The following is a 20,457-nucleotide window of genomic DNA, read 5'->3' as shown; positions in this document are numbered from 1 at the left end:
GGTCACGCCGGCTCATCGGCGCAGCAACTGCGCGACCAGCCGGCGTCCCTGCCCGAGCGACACGTCGGGCAGATACGCATGCCCGACGGCGAGTCCGATCGTGGGCAGTGCTGCGGCGTCGGGGAAGACCATGTACATGGGCCGGTGCTGCGGCTGGAACTTCGTTTTGAAGGCGAGTAGGGACCGGAATCCGTAGACCGGCTCGAGGGTGCGGCCCAGCAGATCGAGCAGCGCGTCGAGTGCGCCGCGGTCGAGTGCGTCGGCCGCCGGGTCGGTTCCGGCGAGCGGCGCGCCCGACAAGCTGAGGAACTCGAGACCCTCCTCCTGCGCGGACATCGCGGCGGAGGCGATGAGAAATTCCATTGCGGGACGGAATCCCTCCGAGCGGCGGCGCATGAAGTCCAGCGTCAGACCGATCAGGGCGCCGTCCCGGTAGACCGGCAGCCACGACGTCACCGCGTGCACGCGGTCGTCCGCGTCGATCGCCAGGAGCAGTCGCACCTCCGGGTCGCGCAGTTCTTCGAGGCCGCCGAGGGTGAAGCCCATCTCGGGGAGGCCCTTGTCGGCGACCCACTCCTCGGAGATCGCCACGATCTGTTCCGTCACCGCCAGCGGAGCCTCGGCGAACGTCGTCCACCGTGCCTGCACTCCGTCCTTGACGGCGCGGTTGAGGGCGGTGCGCACGTCCTGGAACTTTTTGCCCTTGAAGGCGAGGCCGGGTAATGCCACGACCGTCTCCTCGGCTACCCGCAGGCAGCTCCAGCCGTGACCCCGGCCGATTGCGGCGGTGTCCTCCCCGACCGAGTAGAAGCACGGGGTCCAGCCGTTGCCGAGACAGTACGTGGCGAACTCGTCGACCGCCCGCTCGAGGTCGGCCGGATTGCCCACGGGGTCACCGGTGGTCAGCGCGACACCCGAGTGCACCCGGTAGGCGACGGCGTGCCGGCCGTCGGCGGTGAACCAGTACCGGTTGCCGCTCCACGTGGTCATCCAGGACAGGGAACTACCCCCGGGGCGGTGCAGCAGCGCACGGACGCGAAGCTCGTCGCGGGGATCGTGCCCGACGGCGGGGACCACGAAGCTGCGGAGCATCAGCATGCAGAATGTGACCCACACGAGCACTCCGACCCACTCGAACAGCAGTGTGGCGGGTGACGTCAGCGGCAGTACGGGGGGTTCGAACAACTGCAGGTACACAGGCGGCACGAGCCGTCGCGGCGCGTCGCGCAGCAGCGTGCCGATGCCCGGATCGCGGTCGAAGTCGTCGGAGAGCAGCGTTCCCAGCGCCACATAGGTGACGAGGGCGACGCCTGCGGCGGCCCCGGTGCCCAGCCACACGCGGGGATAGGTGCCGCGCGGTGCCTGCACGCCGAACAACCGCCGGGTCGCCAGCAGCAGCACGAGCACCGCGACAAGGGCGAGCAGCGGTGCGAGTTCCATGGAGACCGAGCTGCTGCGGCGCGCGCCGTACAGCAGTGAGCGGGTCTCGTCCTGCTCGGTGATCTGCACGATCACGCTCACTGCGGCCACGGCGATCAGTGCGACGTGTCCCCATACCGACAGGAGCCAGGCGGCGCGGCGCCCGCGACGCAGACCCTCCGCCCCGACCAGTAGCACCGCCGACGGCATGAGGTTCATCACCAGGGGCCCGATGCCCGACAAGCGCAGCGCCTGCTGCCCCTTGCGGCACTCGTCACGCAGAGCCGGGTCCGCGCAGACGTCGACCAGCTCCCGTGCGGTATAGGGGACCTGGTCGAACAGCTCGCGCAGCGCGGACAGCGGGCCGATGGCGTGTGGCGAGAACGCCGCGAGGACGGGCCCGAGGACGCTCGCCGCCACGACGAGCGCCACCAGGGTGCGGCGCTCCCGCACCGTGCCGCCGAGTGCCGGACCGCGGGCGGCCCGCCCGAACAGCACCGGACCGAGGAAAAACCCCGTCAGCGCCGCGCAGAGGCGCGTGACGTCCTGCAGGTGGCCGGCGAACAGCGCGGTCGTGACGAGGAACACCAGCACCAGTGTGCGAATACGGCGACGCCACAGAGTGCCCATCCCCGCGGTGGCCGCGAGCAGGGCGCCCAGGATCCACGGCAGTGGGTCCTCGATCAGGTGACCGTGCAGTTCGAATCCCCACGAGTTCGGTACGGAGGACGCGAGCAGCGCCACGACGAGCGCGAGCGTGGCACCTGCGCCCTGCGAGACCACGGCGGCCACCGCGAACCTGCCGGCACCGATCCGGTTCTCGACGGGCACGGCCACCGCAAGGATCGCCGCAGTCGCCAGAATGTACTCGCCGAGACCGGAGGCGAACAGCCCGGAGGTCCACAGCACCCATACGCGGCCTTCGCCGATGCTGCCGGTACCCAGCGAGATCTGGAGGGCCAACTCGCGCGACGGGCCGTGCAGCACCGAACCAGTGACGAGTCCGGCCACCCAGAACACCGCGAGCAGGGTCAGGGACACCGGAGCCCGGCGCAGCACCCCACCGGCACGCGCCGTCATCGAGCGACGAGGCCGAGTCGTCGGCTGAGCCACGGCAACTCCTTCTCCAATCCGGCGGACCACACCGCGAAGCTGTGTGCGCCGGGAAGCTCCGTCAGGTGGACGTCCATTCCGGCGGCCGCGGCCGCTGTCGTCAGCTGCTCCAGCCCGGAGCGATATTCGCGGTCGTCGAGACCGACGACGAAGACACCCGCCGATCCGGGGTACCGGTTACGCGTCAGCAACTCGGCCGGGTTGTTGCGCGCGAAGGCGGCCGCGTCGCCGCCGAATACCTCCCGGACGGTGCGGTCCCGGTCTCCGATGGTGGGTTCCGCCTGCCCCGACAGGTCGAGGAAGGTCGGGTAGACGTCGGGCCGGGTGGTCGCCAGTTGCAGGGCGCACGTCCCGCCGTAGGAGAAGCCGCCGATCGCCCATCCGGACGGATCCGGGTCGACCTGCAGTTGCCTGCGCACCCAGGCCGGCACATCGACGGTCAGGTACGTCGCGACGTTGCCGAGATGCGAGTCGACGCACAGCGGGTTGTCGAACTGCCCGCCGGTTCCGTCGGCCAGCACGACGACGGGTGCGAGGCCGTCGTGCTCCGCCGCGTAGGCATCCATGATCTGCGTCAACCGTCCGCCGACGAGCCAGTCTTCGGTGCCACCGGGCTGGCCGGCCAGCAGCACCAGCACGGGCAGTTCGGGTCGCGGGTCGGCGAAGTACGCCGGGGGGAGGTAGATTCGTGCGTCCCGCGCACGGAATCCGGAGACAGCGCCCGGTATCCGTGCGGTCGTCACCGCCCCGGTTTCCGGCAGGTCGCCGCGCGGTGTCCAGTTCTCCGACAGAGGTCGCCGGTCGATCGTCGCCGCCGCCGAGCCCAAGGCCTCGGCGAGCGGCACCGTGCGGTAGTTGCTCAGACCCAGAGCCGCACGCACCGTCGGGTAGGCGTCGTACACCGCGTTGACCTGCCCCGCGGCGGCCACCACCACCGCTACGACGGCCACGACGAGACCGGCCGCGGCCAGCGGTCGCCGGTCCCGGTGCCGGACGACCCAGCGGCCGGCGCCGAGCGCGATTGCCAGGACGGCCAGGCCGGACCACACGTACACCGAGCGCGGCAGTCGGTCCGGAAACGGTCGCCACACCTGCTCGACGAGCACGGCCGCCGCGAGCACGAGCACAACCGTGGACACGACGGCCACGGGAACCCACACGACGAGCCATCGGCGGCTACGGCGTGCGACGAGCGCGGTGAAACCGCCGACGGCGAGGACGACAAACACCACGGCGGCAGCCGTCGTGGTCAGATGCACGTCGAGCGCTGCTTCGACGAGTCCGGACCACGACACGACATCCAGTATGCGCGAGGCTCCCACCGGCGCACCGGGATCGGCGATAGTAGAGGAATGGAACCGGTACCCGAGGACTGGCAGCGTGCGCTCGTGATCGCCGCGCACCCGGACGACATCGAGTACGGTGCGGCCTCGGCGGTGGCGCGGTGGACCCGCCAGGGCAAGGACGTGCGGTACGTGCTGGCGACCAGCGGTGAGGCCGGCATCGCGGGTCTGCCGCCGGCCGAGTGCGGGCCGCTGCGTGAGCAGGAGGAGCGGGCGTCGGCTCGCGTCGTCGGAGTCGAGGTGGTGGAGTTCCTCGGGCACCCGGACGGCCGCCTGGTGGCCGGGCCGGACCTGCGTCGCGATCTTGCGGCGGCGATCCGGCGGCACCGTCCCGAGATGGTGGTGACCGGCCACTTCGGGCTCACGTGGTTTCCCGGTGTCCTCAACAGTGCCGACCATCGGGCCCTGGGACTGAGCGTGCTCGACGCGGTCGCCGACGCGGCGAACGAATGGATCTTCCCGGAGCTGGCCGAGCAGGGGCTGCCGCCGTGGCCCGGGGTGCGGTGGGTCGCGGTGAACACGACGTCTCCGACTCACGCGGTGGACGTCACCGACACGGTCGAGGCCGGCGTCGCGTCCCTCGCCGAGCATCGCCGCTACCTCGAGGCGCTCGCGGCCGACCCGGTGATCGACCAGGCCCGGGCGCAGGTGGAGTCGGCCACCGCGGCGCTGCCCGGCTTCGACCGGGCCGCCGGTTTCGAGCTCTACACGTTCGGGGGCTGAGCACCGGGCACGAGGACGACTCCGGCTCCGGGTACGGCCTCGACGTCGACGGGCAGCGGGCCGAGCGGCTCGCCGTCCGCGTACGCGGAGATGCCGGGACATTCGAGCCGCACTCGCCGGGTGCGGCGCACGGTCACCTCGTCCAGCTCGACATGGGTGCCGCGGTAGACGGTCGGGAACAGGCGCAGCAGGCGGGTCCGGTTGGCCGAGGTCACGATCACGACGTCGAGGAGACCGTCGTCGAGACGTGCGGCCGGGGCGATGCGCATGCCGCCCCCGTAGGTCGAGGCGTTGCCCACGGCCACCATCGTCGCCGCCACCTCGAGGTCGCCGTCGTCCAGCGTGATGCGGTACGGCAGCAAGCGCAGATGCGCCAGTTCCGCGACCATCGCGACGTTGTAGCGCAGTCGGCCGCGCGGCCGCCGCATCCGGTTGGCGCGGTCGGTGACCAGTGAGTCGAAGCCGCTGGCGAGCACGGTGCCGAACCAGTGGTCCGGCCGGCCGGCCGCCCGGACCCGGCCGAGATCGATCGTCCGCGTCGACCCGTCGGCGACCACGTCGGCCGCGGCCACCGGGTCCGACGGCAGCTGCAGGACGCGGGCCAGATCGTTCCCGGTCCCGGCCGGGACGATGCCGAGCGGTATGCCGCTCTGCGCGAGTGCCTGCCAGGCGAGCCAGACGAGCCCGTCCCCGCCGACCGCGACGAGTGCCCCGGTACCGGCGGCCACGGTGCGCCGGACCAGTTCGAGCGAGTGCTGCGGGGTGTCGCCGGCGATCTCGGTGACGTGCAGGCCCCGTTCGCGCAACCGGGTCGTGGCAGCCCTGGTCGCGCGCGCGGTACGCGGACCCGCGGCCGGATTCGTCAGGACGGTGACGGATTCGATCACGGCAGCAGCTTCCCAGGGTTGAGGATGCCGCGCGGGTCGATTGCGTCCTTGACCGCACGCAGCAGGCAGGTGCCGAGTGTGCCGATCTCCTCGGCTATCCAGGGCCGGTGGTCCCGGCCGACGGCATGATGGTGGGTGACCGTGCCGCCGGCCGTCACGATCGCGTCCGTGGCGGCGCGTTTGGCTGCCGACCACTGCGCGAGGGGATCGTCCGCCTGTGCGCACACGACGGTGAAGTACAGGGATGCCCCGGTGGGGTACGTGTGCGAGATGTGACACAGCACCAGAGGCGGGGTGCCCTGATCCTGCAGCGATGCGGTGAGCGCGTCGGTCACCGCGGTCCGCAACCGCGCCAGATTACTCCACGTGGTGGCGGTTTCGAGGGTCTCGGCGAGCGCCCCGGCCCGCAGCAGCGCGTCGCGCAGGTGCGGTGCGTCGAATCGGCCGTCCTCCCAGGTCCGGGCCGGTTCTTCGCCGAGGTCGGTGCCGCCCGTGGCTGCGAGCAGCGCATCGACCTCGGCGGCGCGGGCGCGCACGTGGTCCGCGGTGCCCTCGACGGTGGTCACGGCCAGGCAGCCGGTGGGGGCGGTCGAACCGATGTGTTCGTGCAGCGCGAGATTGACGGCGGTCTCGGACTCGTCCGACAGACGCAGCACGGTGGGGACGGCGCCGGTCTGCACCAGGGTGCGCAGCGCGTCTGCACCCGTGGCGAAGTCGGGGAACGACCAGGCGCGACGGGCGACCGCGGCGGGGACCGGGTGGATTCGCACGCCGACCTCGGTGACGATGCCGAACAGTCCCTCGGAGCCGAGGAACAACTGCCGCAGGTCCGGTCCGGCGGCCGAGGCCGGCGCGCGCCCTGCGCGCACGGTACCGCTCGGCGTCGCGACGACGAGATGCTCGACCATGTCGTCGAACCGGCCGTAGCCCGCCGATGCCTGGCCGGAGGACCGGGTCACGGCGAACCCGCCCACGGTCGCGTGGCGGAAGCTCTGCGGGAAGTGCCCGAGCGAGAAGCCGTGGGCGCCGAGCAGTTCCTCGACCTGTGGTCCGGTGGCGCCGGCCTGCAGCGTCGCCACGCCGGAGACCGGATCGAGATCGGTGAGCGCATTCATCCGTTGCAGGTCCACGGCGACGACGGCGTCGAATCCGTCGCGCACCGGGTCCAGGCCGCCGACGACGCTGGTGCCGCCGCCGAACGGGACGACGGCGATCGCCTCGCCGGCGCAGTAGTCGAGTACGGCGAGTACCTCGTCGTGGCTGCCGGGCCGCACCACCGCGTCGGGAGCATCCTGCGGTCCCGGGTCCTGTCGTCGCAGCAGGTCGAGGGTGCTCTTGCCGCCGGCGTGACGGAGGCGGGCCGCGTCGTCGTCGCCGACGTGCCCGGGGCCGACGATGCGGCCGAGGCCGTGGCGGTGCCGCGTGTCCAGGCGGGAGGGGAGGAGTCGCACCGCGCTCTCGGCCAGGGACGGGGCCCGGTGGGTGTCCACGCCGAGGGCCTGCTGCAGCAGGGTGCGGACGCCGTCGCCGAGTTCCTTCCGGCGATCCGCCGTACCCCACGCGTCCCACTCCATCTCGGCGGCAGCGGACGGATGGCGGGGTGTGAAGCTCACAGTCATGCGTTACAGTGTTACATACAATGTCTATCCGTAACGAAGAATTCCGGTCGTCGGGTGCGCCGGCAACGACCGTCGAGGATCAGATCCTCGACGCCACCCGCTCCTGCCTGCTCGACTTCGGACTGCGGCGCACCACCCTCGCCGAGGTGGCACGCCGCGCCGGTGTCAGCCGCCCCACGGTCTATCGCCGCTGGCCCGACACCCGTGCCCTGGTCGCGGACCTGCTCACCCGGGAGATCCGCGCCGTACTCCCGGATCTCGACGGCGAGGGACCCGTCCGGCCGCGGATCGTACGGGCCGTCGTGACGGCCGTCGACGAGATCGGCGCGCACCCGCTGTTCGAGAAGATCCTCCGATCGGATCCGGACCTGCTCATGACGTACATCGTGGACCGGCTCGGCACCAGCCAGCACGCGGTCCTCGAGGTGCTGACCGGTGCGCTCACCCGCGGTCAGCGCGACGGCACCGTCCGCGCCGGGGACGCCCGTACGCTCGCCGCGTTCGTACTGCTCACCGCCCAGTCGGTCGTACAGTCCGCCGGAATGATCGCCGAGGTGGTCGACCGGGAGGCACTGCTGACCGAGCTGGCGCACGCCGTGGACACCTACCTGGCCCCTGCCGGAGAGGATCGACCGTGACCGGACCTGCCTCCAGCGCCCTCGACGCCGCCCGCAGACGGCGGGAACTCGACGACCTCGCCGCCCACCCCTCCGTCGACGTGCTCGTCGTCGGCGGTGGGGTCACCGGCACGGGCGCCGCCCTCGACGCGGCGTCGCGCGGCCTGAGCGTCGTCCTCGTCGAACGTCACGATCTCGCCTTCGGCACGAGCCGGTGGAGCTCGAAGCTCGTCCACGGCGGACTGCGCTACCTCGCCACCGGGAACATCGGCATCGCCCGCGAGAGCGCCGTCGAGCGGGGCATCCTCATGACCCACACGGCGCCGCACCTGGTGCGGGCGATGCCGCAGCTGGTGCCGCTGCTGCCGTCGGTGGGACGCGGCGAGGCCGCACTTGTACGCACCGGGTTCCTGGCCGGCGACGCCCTGCGCGTCTCCGCGCACACCCCGTCCGCGGTGCTGCCGCGCTCGCGTCGCATCGGCGCGGGACGCGTCGCCGGCCTGGTGCCCGCCGTCCGGCGCGACGGATTGCGCGGGGGCCTGCTCGCGTACGACGGTCAGCTCGTCGACGACGCCCGGCTCGTCGTCGCGCTCGCCCGCACCGCCGCCTCCCACGGCGCCCGCATCCTCACCCGCGTCGACGCGCAGTCCGTCACCGCCGGCGGCGCCGTCCTGCGTGACACGCTCACCGGCACCGAGATCCGGGTGGCGGCCGCCGCCGTGATCAATGCGGCCGGCGTGTGGGCCGGACAGGTCGATCCTTCGATCCGGCTACGGCCCAGCCGCGGCACGCACCTCGTCCTCGACGCCACCGCCCTCGGCAACCCGACCGTCGCGCTGACCGTGCCGATTCCCGGTGCCACCAACCGATTCGTCTTCGCGCTGCCCGCCCAGTCGGGCCGGATCTACCTGGGTCTGACCGACGAGCCGGCGCCCGGCCCGCTGCCGGACGTCCCGCAGGCCACCGACAACGAGATCGACTTTCTCCTCGACACCGCCAACACGGCCCTCGCCACACCCCTGACCCGCAACGACGTCCTCGGGGCCTTCGCGGGACTGCGGCCGCTGCTCGACTCGTCCGCACCGGGCACCGAAATCGGGGACGCCACCGCGGACCTGTCACGCCGGCACGCCGTCGTGCGGTCCGAGCACGGTCCGATCGGCATCGTCGGGGGCAAGCTCACCACCTACCGGCGGATGGCGCAGGACGCCGTCGACGCGGCGGTCGAGGCCGCCGGGCTGCGCGCCGGACCGTGCCGCACCACGCGGCTTGCCCTCGTCGGCGCAGCCCCGCCCGGCGTGCTGCGCACCGTCGCGGCCCCGCCGAACCTGGTGCGGCGTTACGGAACCGAAGCTGCGCTGCTCGCCGCGGGTCCGCACGCGCTCGAGCCGATCGCCCCCGGACTCGACGTCAGCCGGGCGGAACTCGAGTTCGCGGTCACCCACGAGGGCGCCCTGGATGTCGACGACATCCTCGACCGCCGCACCCGGATCGGACTCGTACCCGGTGACCGGGCCAGGGCGCTCGCCGTCGCCGGTGACGTGCTGGCTGACGTGCCGGACTGACCCCGGCAGCGACCGGTGTGACACCTGCCGCACTCCGATCGGGAATCGCAGGTGTGCCCGCACCCGTTGCCCCTGCCATGGACCTGTTCACATCCGTCACTCTCGGAGATCTCGAGCTCGCCAATCGGGTCGTCATGGCCCCGCTGACCCGGCTGCGGTCCGGACCGTCGGGTGTTCCCGGCGACCTGGTGGTCGAGCACTACCGGCAGCGGGCGAGCGTGGGGCTGATCATCACCGAAGGCACCTACCCCAACCACGAGTCGCAGGCCTTCGTCGGCCAGCCGGGAATCGTCACCGACGCGCAGGTGGCCGGCTGGCGACGGGTGGCCGACGCGGTGCACGCCCGCGGCGGCCACATCGTGATGCAGGTGATGCACGGCGGACGCGTGACCCACCCCGACGTGAACGGCGGCCGACGGGTCGTCGCTCCGAGCGCGATTGCGATCGACGGCGTGGGACACACCGAGAAGGGCGAGCAGCCGTACCCGATACCGCACGCGCTGACCACCGACGAAGCGCGCGGGATCGTCGAGGACTTCGTCGCCGCGGCGCGGCGGGCGATCGAGGCCGGGCTGGACGGGGTGGAAATCCACGGCGCCAACGGCTACCTGCTGCACGAGTTCCTTTCACCGGCCGCCAATCAGCGTACGGACGAGTACGGCGGCTCTCCGGAGAACCGGGCCCGCTTCGTCGTCGAAGTGGTCACGGCGGTGGCGTCGGCCATCGGCCCCGGCCGGGTCGGACTGCGGATCTCGCCCGAGCACAACATCCAGGACGCCTACGAGACCGACCGCGACGACGTCCTCGCCACCTACGGCGCCCTCCTCGATCGACTGCGTCCACTGGGCCTGGCATACCTTTCCGTGCTGCACAAGGAACCGGCCGGCGAACTGGTGCAGGAGCTGCGCCGGCGGTTCGGCGGCAAGTTGATCGGCAACAGCGGCTTCGGCTCGCCGACCACCCGGGACGAAGCGGTGGAGCTGATCGAGGCCGCCCACGCCGATGCCGTGGCCGTGGGCCGGGCGGTCCTCGCCAACCCGGACCTGGTCGAGCGGTGGGCGGGGGAGCACCCGGAGAACCAGCCGCAATCGGCGCTGTTCTACTCGTCGGGCGCCGAGGGCTACACCGACTACCCCTTCCTGCACGCGGGCTGACCCCACGGTTCTGCCCGGCTCCGGCAGCCGGGCAGAACCGGCCAGGTGGCTGCGTGCCTCGTGCCCTCGTGATCACCTGCCGCCGACCGGGCCACCGACGCCGGGTGCGGGCGACGCTGCCGCGCCTCGGGCGACATCGGGTAGCACCGCGATCCGATTCGGAGCATTCGGGTGCGGGTCCTGCGTCGGTGCGCGATATTCTGAGACGGCCGTCGGGCGGGCGCCACGACGGACTCGGGAGTGGACGACACCGTGGGAGAATTGCAGCCCGGTTCCGTGTTCGCCGGGTACCGCATCGAACGCCGCCTCGCGACCGGGGGCATGGGCAGCGTCTACCTGGCGCGGCATCCCAACCTGCCGCGTTTCGTTGCACTGAAGCTGCTCGACCTGTCGGCGAACGCGAATCCCGGCAACCGCAGCCGGTTCCTCCGGGAGGCCGATCACGTCGCGCGGCTCGAACATCCCAACATCGTCACCGTGTACGACCGCGGCAACGTCGGCGACCAGTTGTGGATTGCGATGCAGTACGTGGACGGCACCGATGCGGTGGGCGCTCTGCGAGAGGGGCCGATGCGTCCGGCGCGCGCCGTGCGCATCGTGTCCGAGACCGCTCGGGCACTCGATCACGCGCATGCGCACGGTGTGCTGCACCGCGACGTCAAGCCCGCGAACATCCTGCTCGCCCCGAGCAGCGGAAGTGAACCGGAGCGCGTCCTGCTCGCGGACTTCGGGATCGCCAAGAGTCTCGGCAGCACGGCGGTCACCGAGACCGGCATCCTCGTCGCCAGCCTGCAGTACGCCTCCCCGGAGCAGATCGAGGGACGGCCGCCCGGCCCTCGCACCGACGTCTACGCCCTGGGGTGCACGCTCTATCAGTTGCTCACGGCGCGGCCCCCCTTCCCGGGAACCGAGGCGGCGCATCTGGTCCACGCACATCTGCATCTGGCCCCGCCACGTCCCACCGCGGCGCGGCCCGAGCTACCACCCGCGCTCGACGCGGTGATCGCCCGCGCGATGGCCAAGCGGCCCGAGGATCGTTTCCCCACGTGCGGCGCGCTGGCCGCAGCCGCGCGCGCCGCTCTCGACGAGCCGGTCACCGAGCCGACGCGGACGGTCTCCGCCGCGTCGACCGCCACCCCGGTGTCTCCCGGGCCCCCTGCCGCGTCCGGACATCCGGGGGCGCGTTCTCCGCGGCCGCTGCTCGTGCTGCTGGGCGTGGTGGCGGCTGTCACGCTGGCCGGGGCACTGACCGGGATCCTGCTCGCCCGCGACGGCTCGCAGGACGCGGACGTGCGGGCCGGCATCTCGGCTACCGGACGGGTCGACACCCCCGGCCCGGCCACGCTTCCTTCGGTGTCCGTCCCGGCCACGGCGGAGATCACCGACATCACCACCTCCGCCCTCGCACCGACGACCACCGCCGCGCCACAGAGCCGCCCGGACCGCATCCCCGTCGCGCAGGCAGGTATCCGGGGCTTCGACGACGACATCGGGCCGCGCTGCAACGCTGCCGACGAGGCCGTCGCGGTGGCGCGCACTTCGGAATCTCGGGTCTTGGTGTGCCGCAACGGCTTCGACGGCCTCTACTACAAGGGTCTGCGACTCGGCGACGGCGCCGACATCGAGCTGGCCGATGCCGTCCCGGACGCCGCCGGATTCACGGTCGTGTCGGGACCTGTGCGCTACACGTTCGACCGGAACGAACTGCTGATCATCGAGAACGGAACGGTCACCACCCGCGAACAGGTGCTCCAGTTCTGGTCGGCGTATCCCTGAAAGGCCGCTCGCCCGGGGCGACCGGAACGGAGTGATCACCGGAAGCGACCGCCATACCCGTCTTCGAAGGGACCGACCACCGATCGGTGAGCCGACCGTCGAAGAAGCCACCCGTGCGGGGACCTGCCCGCTCGCTGTGGGGGAGCGGCCGTCCGCCGGACCCGGCATCACGGGCGCGTGCGCGACGAACGTCGGCTGGGGACGGCGCCACGCTGCGTGCTCGTCGACGTGCCCGCCTGCGACGACCTCGTCGCACCGTCCGGGCGGGCCGACGGGATCGGCACGTCCGGGTGCCCCGCCGCCGGCCCGATCCTCGCTGTCCGCAGAGTGCGGGAACCCGGTGTGGCAGTCTGAATCGATGCGAGTGGCAGTGGTGGCCGGGCCGGACGCGGGGCATGCGATCCCCGCGATAGCCCTGAGTCTGCGGCTGGCCGAGGCGGGCGACGACCCGGTTCTGTTCACCGGCGAGCGGTGGCTGGGCCTGGACCTCGACGGCGTGACCCTGGCCCCGCTCGCCGGCCTGGCGCCGCGTCCGGAGGACGACGATGCCGATGCCGGCGCCCGCATCCATGCCCGCGCCGCGCATATCGCGGCGGAGATGCTGCCCGGGCTCAGCGCCCTGCTTCCCGATCTCGTCGTCTCGGACGTCCTCACCGCCGGCGGCGGCATGGCCGCGGAACGTCTCGGCATCCCGTGGGTGGAGTTGTCGCCCCATCCGCTGTATCTGCCCTCGCGGGGGTTGCCGCCCGTCGGGAGCGGTCTCGCCCCCGGCACCGGCCTGCGCGGCCGGGCGCGGGACGCGGTGCTGCGGGCGGCGACCGCCCGCTCGATTCGGCAGGGGGAGCGCGAACGGGCGCAGGCGCGCGTCGGGATCGGCCTGGCCGCGCGGGATCCGGGACCGGCAGCCCGGCTCGTCGCCACGCTTCCGGCCCTCGAGGTGCCGCGACCGGACTGGCCCGCGCAGGCGCACGTCGTGGGCCCGCTGCTGTGGGAACCCACCCGCGAGGTCCTGGAGCCGCCCGCCGGCGACGGACCCCTGGTGATGGTGGCGCCGTCCACCGCGGCCACCGGCGTGCCCGGCCTGCTCGACGCCGTGTGCGCGGGTCTCGGCGGCTCCGGGATGCGGATCGTCGTCGCGATGCTCGAGCCGCCCGAGCGGGCCTGGCCGGACGGTGTCGTGGCCGGGCACGGCCGGCAGGACCTGCTGCTCGAGCAGGCCGACGTGGTGGTGTGTGGCGGCGGGCACGGGATGCTCGCCAAGGCGCTGAGCGCCGGGGTGCCCGCCGTGGTGGTGCCCGGCGGCGGCGACCAGTGGGAACTGGCCAATCGGGCCGCCCGGCAGGGCAGCGCGGTCGTCGTGCGGCCACTCGAGCCGGGCGCACTGCGGGCGGCTGTGGACACCGTGCTGGCCGAGCCGCGCTTCGCCCGGTCGGCGCGCCTGGCCGCCGCGACGGCAGCGCAGGTCGAGGACCCGATCGCCGTCTGCCGCGGCGTCGTGCCCGAGGTACGGTGACGCGGGTGCGGTGACGCGGGCGCGGTGATGGGACAGGCGCCGGGCGCCGGGGCCCACGCCGGAGAGCGACTACCGTGGCTCGGGTGCGACTGACCGAATTCCACGAGTATGTCCGCAACGAGTTCGGGCAGATGCGTGGCGACGCCCTGCTCCGTGACCACGTCCTGCTCTCCCTCGGCGGGCACACCGCCGCCGAGGCCATCGAGGCCGGGCAGGAACCCCGCGAGGTGTGGCGGGCCCTGTGCGACGAATTCGACGTCCCGCCCGCACGCCGGTGAACCGCCGCGCCGTTCCGTTCGAACAATTGTTCGCCTATGCTGGGGCGCGGGTGGTGGAGAAGTAGTCCACAGGCGTCCGATTCATCCACAGATCCGGCCGCTCGCCGGTCGGGACGGCGAACTTGTCGGTGCCGGACTCTAACGTCATCGGCAAGCAAGACGAGACTCGAAAAGGGGACCACGATGGCACCACAGGCACACGATCGCGACAAGGCGCTCGAACTGGCGCTCGCGCAGATCGACAAGAGCTTCGGCAAGGGCTCGGTGATGCGCCTGGGGGAGGAGTCCCGCCAGCCCATCGCCGTGATCCCGACCGGCTCGATCGCACTCGACGTCGCGCTCGGCATCGGTGGCCTCCCGCGCGGACGGGTCGTCGAGATCTACGGCCCGGAATCGTCCGGTAAGACGACGGTCGCGCTGCACGCGGTCGCCAACGCCCAGGCCGCCGGCGGCATCGCGGCCTTCATCGACGCCGAGCACGCTCTCGATCCGGAGTACGCCCGCAAGCTCGGCGTCGACACCGACGCCCTGCTCGTGTCGCAGCCGGATACCGGTGAGCAGGCACTCGAGATCGCGGACATGCTGATCCGTTCCGGCGCGCTCGACATCATCGTGGTCGACTCGGTGGCGGCCCTGGTGCCGCGCGCCGAGATCGAGGGTGAGATGGGTGACAGCCACGTCGGACTGCAGGCCCGCCTGATGAGCCAGGCGCTGCGCAAGATGACCGGCGCGCTCAACAACTCCGGCACCACCGCGATCTTCATCAACCAGCTGCGCGAGAAGATCGGAGTCATGTTCGGATGCTTCTCCTACGGCACCCGGGTCCAGCTGGCCGACGGCACGACGGAGAAGATCGGCAAGATCGTCAACCAGAAGATGGACGTCGAGGTGATGTCCTACGATCCCGACACCGACAGCATCGTGCCGCGCCGGATCGTGAACTGGTTCGACAACGGCCGTGCCGACCATTTCCTGCAGTTCACTGTGGAGAAGTCCGGAGGGAACGGTCGGTCTCAGTTCGCCGCGACTCCGAACCATCTCATCCGTACACCGGGAGGGTGGACCCCTGCCGGTGAGATCATCGCCGGTGACCGCGTCCTCTCGATGGAACCGCATCGCCTGAGCGACCAGCAGTTCCAGATCGTCCTGGGCTCGTTGATGGGGGACGGCAATCTCTCCCCGAACCGGCGTGACCGCAACGGCGTTCGCTTCCGCATGGGGCACGGTCCTGCGCAACACGCGTACCTCGACTGGAAGACGAATCTGCTCGGCAACATCGGGCACTCCGTGCGGGAGAACGACAAGGGTGCGAAGTTCGTCGAATTCACGCCGCTGCCCGAGCTGGCGGAGCTGCAGCGCGCCGTGTACCTCGGGGACGGCAAGAAGTTTCTCTCGGAGGAGTATCTGAAGTCGCTCACACCGCTTGCGCTGGCGGTCTGGTACATGGACGACGGGTCGTTCTCTGTGCGTTCCAAGGGAGTGCAGCAGCGTACCGAGGGCAGAAGTGGTCGTATCGAGATCTGTGTGGAGGCCATGAGCGAGGGCTCGCGCGCACGTCTGCGCGACTACCTGCGAGATGTCCACGGACTCGACGTTCGGCTGCGACTCGCCGGCGCCGCGCAGAAGGCCGTGCTGGTCTTCTCCACGTCGGCCTCCGCGAAGTTCCAGGAGATCGTCGCGCCGTACATGGCCCCTTCGATGGAGTACAAGTTGCTGCCCCGCTTCCGCGGTCTCGGCATCGTGGCTCCCGAATTCGTGGAGCCGACTCAGCGGCTCGTCCCCTCGCGTGTGCTCGACGTGCACGTGAAGCCGCCGACCCGGTCGATGAGCCGTTTCGATATCGAGGTCGAGGGCAACCACAACTACTTCGTCGACGGTGTAATGGTTCACAATTCACCCGAAACGACCACCGGCGGTAAGGCTTTGAAGTTCTACGCGTCGGTGCGACTGGATGTGCGGCGCATCGAGACCCTCAAGGACGGCTCCGATGCGGTGGGCAACCGCACCCGCGTCAAGGTCGTCAAGAACAAGGTGTCGCCGCCCTTCAAGCAGGCCGAGTTCGACATCCTCTACGGCCACGGCATCAGTAAGGAGGGCTCGCTCATCGACATGGGTGTCGAGCAGGGCTTCATCCGCAAGTCCGGCTCCTGGTACACCTACGAGGGCGATCAGCTCGGTCAGGGCAAGGAGAACGCCCGCAAGTTCCTGCTCGAGAACACCGACATCCGGGACGAGATCGAGAAGAAGATCAAGGAGAAGCTCGGGATCGGGGCGGATATCACCGCCGAGAACGCCGACGAGCCCGCCGACTTCTGAGTCGGGCATTGGACGGCGACTCCCGTCGCGGTGACCGGCGCGGCGGCGACCGGCCCGGTGGTGGAACGGAGGCACAGGCCAAGGACCTGTGCCTCCGTCTGCTGACCGACCGGGCTCGCAGCCGCGCCGAACTCGCCGCGAAGCTCGAACAGAAGGGCTTCGCCGCGGACGTCGCCGAGCGGACCCTCGACCGGTTGACGGAGGTCGGTCTCGTCGACGACGCCGAGTTCGCCCAGCAGTGGGTACGCTCCCGCCACCTGTACGCCGGGAAGGGCAAACGTGCCCTGGCCATGGAGCTGCGCCGCAAGGGAATCGGGCAGGTCGAGGCCGCGGAGGCACTCGAGCAGATCGACGGCGACGACGAGCGCGCCCGTGCCACCGAACTGGTGCGCAAGAAGCTGCGCACCCAACCGCCGCTGCCCACGGAGGGCGACCGGCGCGAGATCGCTGCGGAGCGGGACAAGGTGGTGCGACGGCTGGTCGGCATGCTCGCCCGCCGGGGATACCCGCAGGGCCTGGCCTTCGAGGTGGTCCGCAACGAACTCGCCGGGCACGATTCCGGGCCCGGCGAATTCGCCGCCGACTGACGCGTTACCGGCGCTTGTCGTGGTCGCTCGTGATGTCCACCCCGGGCACGGTCATGCCGGACAGCACGTTGTCGGGCGCGTTCTCGTCGGCCTCCGGCATCGCGGCCCGGTTCTTGCGCCCGGTGCGCAGGCGACGTTCGAGCCGGGTCGCGAGGATCGTCAACGCGCCGTTGAGCACGATCATGATCGCCGCCACCACGAGCAGCGACGGCAGGTAGTTGCCGAAGAACGCACCGAGCTGCTGACCGGATCGCACGACTTCGACGTAGCCGATGAGGTAACCGAGTGCGGAGTCCTTCAGGGCCACCACCATCTGCGAGACGATCGCCGGCAACATCGCGGTGACGGCCTGCGGCAGCAGGATCAGGCGCATGATCTGGCTCTTGCGCATGCCCAGCGCCGAAGCGGCCTCGGTCTGTCCGCGGGGCAGGGACCGGATGCCGGCACGCACGATCTCGGCGATCACCGAGCCGTTGTAGAGGGTCAGGCCGGTGACCACCGCCGCCAGTGCCAGATACTCCGACTGGAAGACCTGGTACTCGGCGAACAGCTGGTAGGCGAAGATCATCAGGATCAGCACCGGGATCGCCCGGAACAGCTCGACGACGAACCCGGACACGGCGCGCACGGGCCGGTGATCGGAGAGCCGGCCGATGCCCAGTGCGGCCCCGAGAAGCAGGGCGAGCACGATCGATATCGCCGCGGCGACGAGGGTGCCGCGGATGCCGGGGATCAGGTACGTGGTCCACGAACTCGATTCGAGGAACGGGTCCCACTTGTCGCTGGTGAGCTGACCCTTGTCGTCGAGCGCCCGGTAGACGAAGTAGCCGACGGCGACGAGCAGCACGGCCACCGCCGCCGAGGCGACGTGGTAGAGGGTTCGCGCCCGGGGACCGGGAGCGTCGTAGAGGACGGTTGCGCGGCCGGTGCTCACCGGGACACCTCGAATCGCGTGCTCAGCCAGCCGAACAGCAGGCCCGTGGGCAGGGTCAGGATCACGAAGCCGAGGGCGAAGATGCCGCCGATGACGAAGATCTGCGCCTCGTTCTCGATCATGGTCTTCATCAACAGGGAGGCCTCCGAGACGCCGATGACGGACGCGATCGTCGAATTCTTGGTCAAGGCGATCAGCACGCTACCGAGGGGGGCGATCACCGCACGGAACGCCTGAGGCAGCACGATCAGGCGCAGATTCTGGCCGAAGGTCAACCCGAGGGAGCGGCCTGCCTCGGCCTGCCCGACGTTCACGGTGTTGATGCCCGAGCGCAGCGACTCGCAGACGAACGCCGCGGTGTACACGCTCAGTCCCAGCACGGCGAGCCGGAAATTGTTGTCCACCAGGAACGTCGGCGACGACTGCGGTGCCAGGCTGATGCCGAGCGTCTGCGACAAGCCGAAGAGACAGAAGATGATGATCAGCGTCAGGGGGGTGTTGCGGAAGATCCCCACGTACACGGTGCCGACCGCCCGCGCCACCGGTACCGGGGACACGCGCATCCCGGCGAGGATCGTTCCGAGGATCAGCGCGCCGATCGCCGAGAGCACCGTCAATTGCACAGTGGTCCAGAAGGCGTCGATCAACTCGTCGCCGTACTTGCTCAACAGATCCACAGGTCAACTCCACCGATCGGGGACTGGGGTCCGGCCGGCCCGCGACGAGTCGTCGCACGGGCCGGCCGGACGGCATGGGACGGTCAGTAGCGGTCGACCTGCGGCGGCTCCGGCAACGGGTACCCGGACGGGCCGACGGTGGACTCGAGGGCCGCCTGCCAGGCACCGCTCGCGATCATCTCCTCGATCGCGTCGTTGAGCAGAGTGCGGGACTCGGTGTCACCCTTGGCCAGGCCGATGCCGTAGCGCTCCTCGGTGAACGGCTCGCCCACGACCTTCAGCTGCCCCGGGTACTGCGCCGCGTAACCCGCGAGGATGATGTCGTCGGTGGTCACGGCGTCGACCGCGCCGTTGCGCAGCGCCTCGACGCAGGCGGAGTACGTGTCGAACTCCTGCAGCTGCACATCCTGCGCGTAGGTGTCCTTGACGTTCTGGGCGGGAGTGGAACCGGCCACCGAGCACAGCCGCTTACCGCCGCTGAGCGACTCCGGTCCGGTGATGTCGGTGTTGTCGGCCCGCACGAGCAGCGACTGGCCCGCGACGAAGTACGGCCCGGCGAAGTCGACCTTCTCCTTGCGCGCGTCGGTGATCGAGTAGGTGGCGACGATGTAGTCGACCTCACCGTTCTCGATGAGCGTCTCGCGCTGCGGGGACGGAGCCTCCTTGAACTCGATGTTCTCCGGCGCCACCCCCAGCTGCTGCCCGACGTACTTCGCGACCTCGACGTCGAACCCGCTGAAGGTGCCGTCGGGGTTGCGCAACCCGAGTCCGGGCTGGTCGAACTTGATGCCGACGACGAGGGAGCCGCTCTCGGCGGACTGCGACACGCTGCGCTGCTCGTCTCCGCCACACGCGGTGGCGAGCACAGCGACGGCGATCGCGCCGATGCCCAGGCGAACCGAGCGGGTGATTCTCATCGAGTACCTCCGTGTTGTGGGTGGTGCCGCCGGATGCGGCAGCGACGCCGGGTCAGTGACTGAGGATCTTGCCGAGGAAATCCTGGGCGCGGGCGGACTTGGGCGCGGTGAAGAACGTGTCGGGATCGGTGTCCTCGACGATCTGCCCGTCCGCCATGAACAGCACGCGGTTGCCGGCCTTGCGGGCGAAACCCATCTCGTGGGTCACCACGAGCATCGTCATGCCCTCCCGGGCCAGGGACGTCATGACGTCGAGCACTTCCTGGACCATCTCGGGATCCAGCGCCGACGTCGGTTCGTCGAACAACATGACCTTCGGGTTCATCGCCAGGGCCCGCGCGATCGCGACGCGCTGTTGCTGCCCGCCCGAGAGCTGGGCGGGGTACTTCTCCGCCTGGTTGGCGATGCCGACCCGGTCGAGAAGCTGCAGCGCCTGCTCCTTGGCCTCGTTCTTGCCCTTGCGACGGACCTTCACCGGGGCGAGCATGACGTTCTCGAGGATCGTCTTGTGCGCGAACAGGTTGAACGACTGGAACACCATGCCCACGTCGGCGCGCAGCGCCGCGAGCGCCTTGCCCTCCGCGGGGAGCACCTTGCCGTCCACCCGGATCTCACCCGAGTCGATCGGCTCGAGCCGGTTGATGGTCCGGCACAGGGTGGACTTGCCGGACCCGGACGGCCCGACCACGATCACGACCTGCCCCGCAGGTACGTCCAGATTGATGTCCTGCAGCACGTGCAGGGCTCCGAAGTGCTTCTGCACCTCCGACATCGAGATCATCGGGGGTGCGCCGCCCGTCGAGCCGGAGGGCTTCTCGGATTCGACCGCCGCTGGTGTCATGGTCAGAACCCTATGCTGCCCGTGCCGCCGTGCAGCAACTTTCGGAAGCCGAGTTCGGACTGCGTAATGGAAAATTTACGGTCGGCGCCGAAAGGCCGGAGCCGGTTCGCCCCGCGGCGACGGGCGATGGACTAAGTTGTCTCCCTTGGCGTTGTTTCCCTCGGCCCACTGCGGGGCC

The 20,457-nt window shown here is 70.7% G+C and carries 18 protein-coding genes; 10 read left to right on the top strand and 8 right to left on the bottom strand.

Going from position 1 to position 20,457, the window contains the following annotated elements:
* Nucleotides 1-12: 12 nt before the first annotated feature.
* Both RR3_RS13610 and RR3_RS13605 read right to left on the bottom strand, forming a co-directional pair.
* The gene (locus RR3_RS13610) at nt 13-2,499 is read right to left on the bottom strand and encodes a DUF2156 domain-containing protein (protein WP_017680681.1); all 2,487 of its coding nucleotides are present in this window, start codon (nt 2,497-2,499) and stop codon (nt 13-15) included.
* Nucleotides 2,496-3,827 carry an alpha/beta hydrolase gene (locus RR3_RS13605; protein WP_017680680.1) on the bottom strand — a complete coding sequence of 444 codons (1,332 nt, stop codon included), beginning with the start codon at nt 3,825-3,827 and terminating at the stop codon, nt 2,496-2,498. Before RR3_RS13605 ends, RR3_RS13610 begins: the two co-directional genes overlap by 4 nt.
* A gap of 57 nt (nt 3,828-3,884) precedes the next feature.
* Between RR3_RS13605 and RR3_RS13600 the strand changes: the two genes are divergently transcribed.
* Nucleotides 3,885-4,598 carry a PIG-L deacetylase family protein gene (locus RR3_RS13600; RefSeq protein WP_010592659.1) on the top strand — a complete coding sequence of 238 codons (714 nt, stop codon included), beginning with the start codon at nt 3,885-3,887 and terminating at the stop codon, nt 4,596-4,598.
* On the opposite strand, the gene RR3_RS13595 is transcribed toward RR3_RS13600, so the two are convergent.
* Entirely contained in the window at nt 4,580-5,485 is a 906-nt protein-coding gene (locus tag RR3_RS13595; protein WP_010592658.1) for a diacylglycerol kinase, read from the bottom strand. The two genes, RR3_RS13600 and RR3_RS13595, sit on opposite strands and share 19 nt — an antisense overlap.
* On the bottom strand, nt 5,482-7,104 hold the full coding sequence (locus tag RR3_RS13590; RefSeq protein WP_017680678.1) for an FAD-binding oxidoreductase: 1,623 nt from the start codon (nt 7,102-7,104) through the stop codon (nt 5,482-5,484). The genes RR3_RS13595 and RR3_RS13590 overlap by 4 nt, the downstream gene beginning before the upstream one ends.
* Nucleotides 7,105-7,124: 20 nt before the next feature.
* Here RR3_RS13590 and RR3_RS13585 point away from each other — a divergent pair, with 20 nt between their 5' ends.
* The 9 genes from RR3_RS13585 (at nt 7,125) to recX (ending at nt 16,910) form a co-directional block, all read left to right on the top strand.
* Nucleotides 7,125-7,742: a TetR/AcrR family transcriptional regulator gene (locus RR3_RS13585; RefSeq protein ID WP_017680677.1), complete on the top strand. Its 618-nt coding sequence runs from the start codon at nt 7,125-7,127 to the stop codon at nt 7,740-7,742.
* Nucleotides 7,739-9,286, top strand: a complete 1,548-nt coding sequence (locus RR3_RS13580) for a glycerol-3-phosphate dehydrogenase/oxidase (RefSeq protein WP_064066754.1) — start codon at nt 7,739-7,741, stop codon at nt 9,284-9,286. The genes RR3_RS13585 and RR3_RS13580 overlap by 4 nt, the downstream gene beginning before the upstream one ends.
* A 77-nt stretch (nt 9,287-9,363) precedes the next feature.
* Nucleotides 9,364-10,440 carry an alkene reductase gene (locus RR3_RS13575; RefSeq protein ID WP_017680675.1) on the top strand — a complete coding sequence of 359 codons (1,077 nt, stop codon included), beginning with the start codon at nt 9,364-9,366 and terminating at the stop codon, nt 10,438-10,440.
* Between the two features lie 240 nt (nt 10,441-10,680).
* Entirely contained in the window at nt 10,681-12,216 is a 1,536-nt protein-coding gene (locus RR3_RS13570; RefSeq protein WP_010592653.1) for a serine/threonine-protein kinase, read from the top strand.
* A gap of 177 nt (nt 12,217-12,393) precedes the next feature.
* Nucleotides 12,394-12,570 carry a hypothetical protein gene (locus RR3_RS24910; RefSeq protein WP_156525190.1) on the top strand — a complete coding sequence of 59 codons (177 nt, stop codon included), beginning with the start codon at nt 12,394-12,396 and terminating at the stop codon, nt 12,568-12,570.
* A 4-nt stretch (nt 12,571-12,574) separates the two neighbouring features.
* Nucleotides 12,575-13,729, top strand: a complete 1,155-nt coding sequence (locus tag RR3_RS13565) for a glycosyltransferase (protein ID WP_026137740.1) — start codon at nt 12,575-12,577, stop codon at nt 13,727-13,729.
* Between the two features lie 83 nt (nt 13,730-13,812).
* Nucleotides 13,813-14,007: a DUF3046 domain-containing protein gene (locus RR3_RS13560; RefSeq protein WP_010592651.1), complete on the top strand. Its 195-nt coding sequence runs from the start codon at nt 13,813-13,815 to the stop codon at nt 14,005-14,007.
* Nucleotides 14,008-14,190: 183 nt separating this feature from the next.
* The gene (recA, locus tag RR3_RS13555; protein ID WP_064066755.1) at nt 14,191-16,323 is read left to right on the top strand and encodes an intein-containing recombinase RecA; all 2,133 of its coding nucleotides are present in this window, start codon (nt 14,191-14,193) and stop codon (nt 16,321-16,323) included.
* A gap of 8 nt (nt 16,324-16,331) precedes the next feature.
* Nucleotides 16,332-16,910 (top strand): recombination regulator RecX, encoded by a 579-nt coding sequence (gene recX / locus RR3_RS13550; protein ID WP_010592649.1) that lies wholly within the window; start codon nt 16,332-16,334, stop codon nt 16,908-16,910.
* 4 nt (nt 16,911-16,914) lie between these two features.
* Here recX and RR3_RS13545 read toward each other — a convergent pair whose 3' ends face one another.
* The 4 genes from RR3_RS13545 to RR3_RS13530 form a co-directional block, all read right to left on the bottom strand.
* Entirely contained in the window at nt 16,915-17,844 is a 930-nt protein-coding gene (locus tag RR3_RS13545) for an amino acid ABC transporter permease (RefSeq protein WP_010592648.1), read from the bottom strand.
* Nucleotides 17,841-18,521 (bottom strand): amino acid ABC transporter permease, encoded by a 681-nt coding sequence (locus RR3_RS13540; protein ID WP_010592647.1) that lies wholly within the window; start codon nt 18,519-18,521, stop codon nt 17,841-17,843. The genes RR3_RS13545 and RR3_RS13540 overlap by 4 nt, the downstream gene beginning before the upstream one ends.
* Before the next feature lie 83 nt (nt 18,522-18,604).
* Nucleotides 18,605-19,438, bottom strand: a complete 834-nt coding sequence (locus RR3_RS13535) for a glutamate ABC transporter substrate-binding protein (RefSeq protein ID WP_010592646.1) — start codon at nt 19,436-19,438, stop codon at nt 18,605-18,607.
* Between the two features lie 52 nt (nt 19,439-19,490).
* Nucleotides 19,491-20,219 (bottom strand): amino acid ABC transporter ATP-binding protein, encoded by a 729-nt coding sequence (locus RR3_RS13530; protein ID WP_010592645.1) that lies wholly within the window; start codon nt 20,217-20,219, stop codon nt 19,491-19,493.
* Nucleotides 20,220-20,457 lie beyond the last annotated feature (238 nt).

Origin of the sequence: Rhodococcus ruber NBRC 15591, from assembly GCF_001894945.1 — a bacterium.
In the GTDB taxonomy this organism is placed as follows: Bacteria; Actinomycetota; Actinomycetes; order Mycobacteriales; family Mycobacteriaceae; genus Rhodococcus; species Rhodococcus ruber.
Note: the sequence above shows the minus strand (reverse complement) of the source record. Positions and strands in the feature narration are given on the sequence as shown.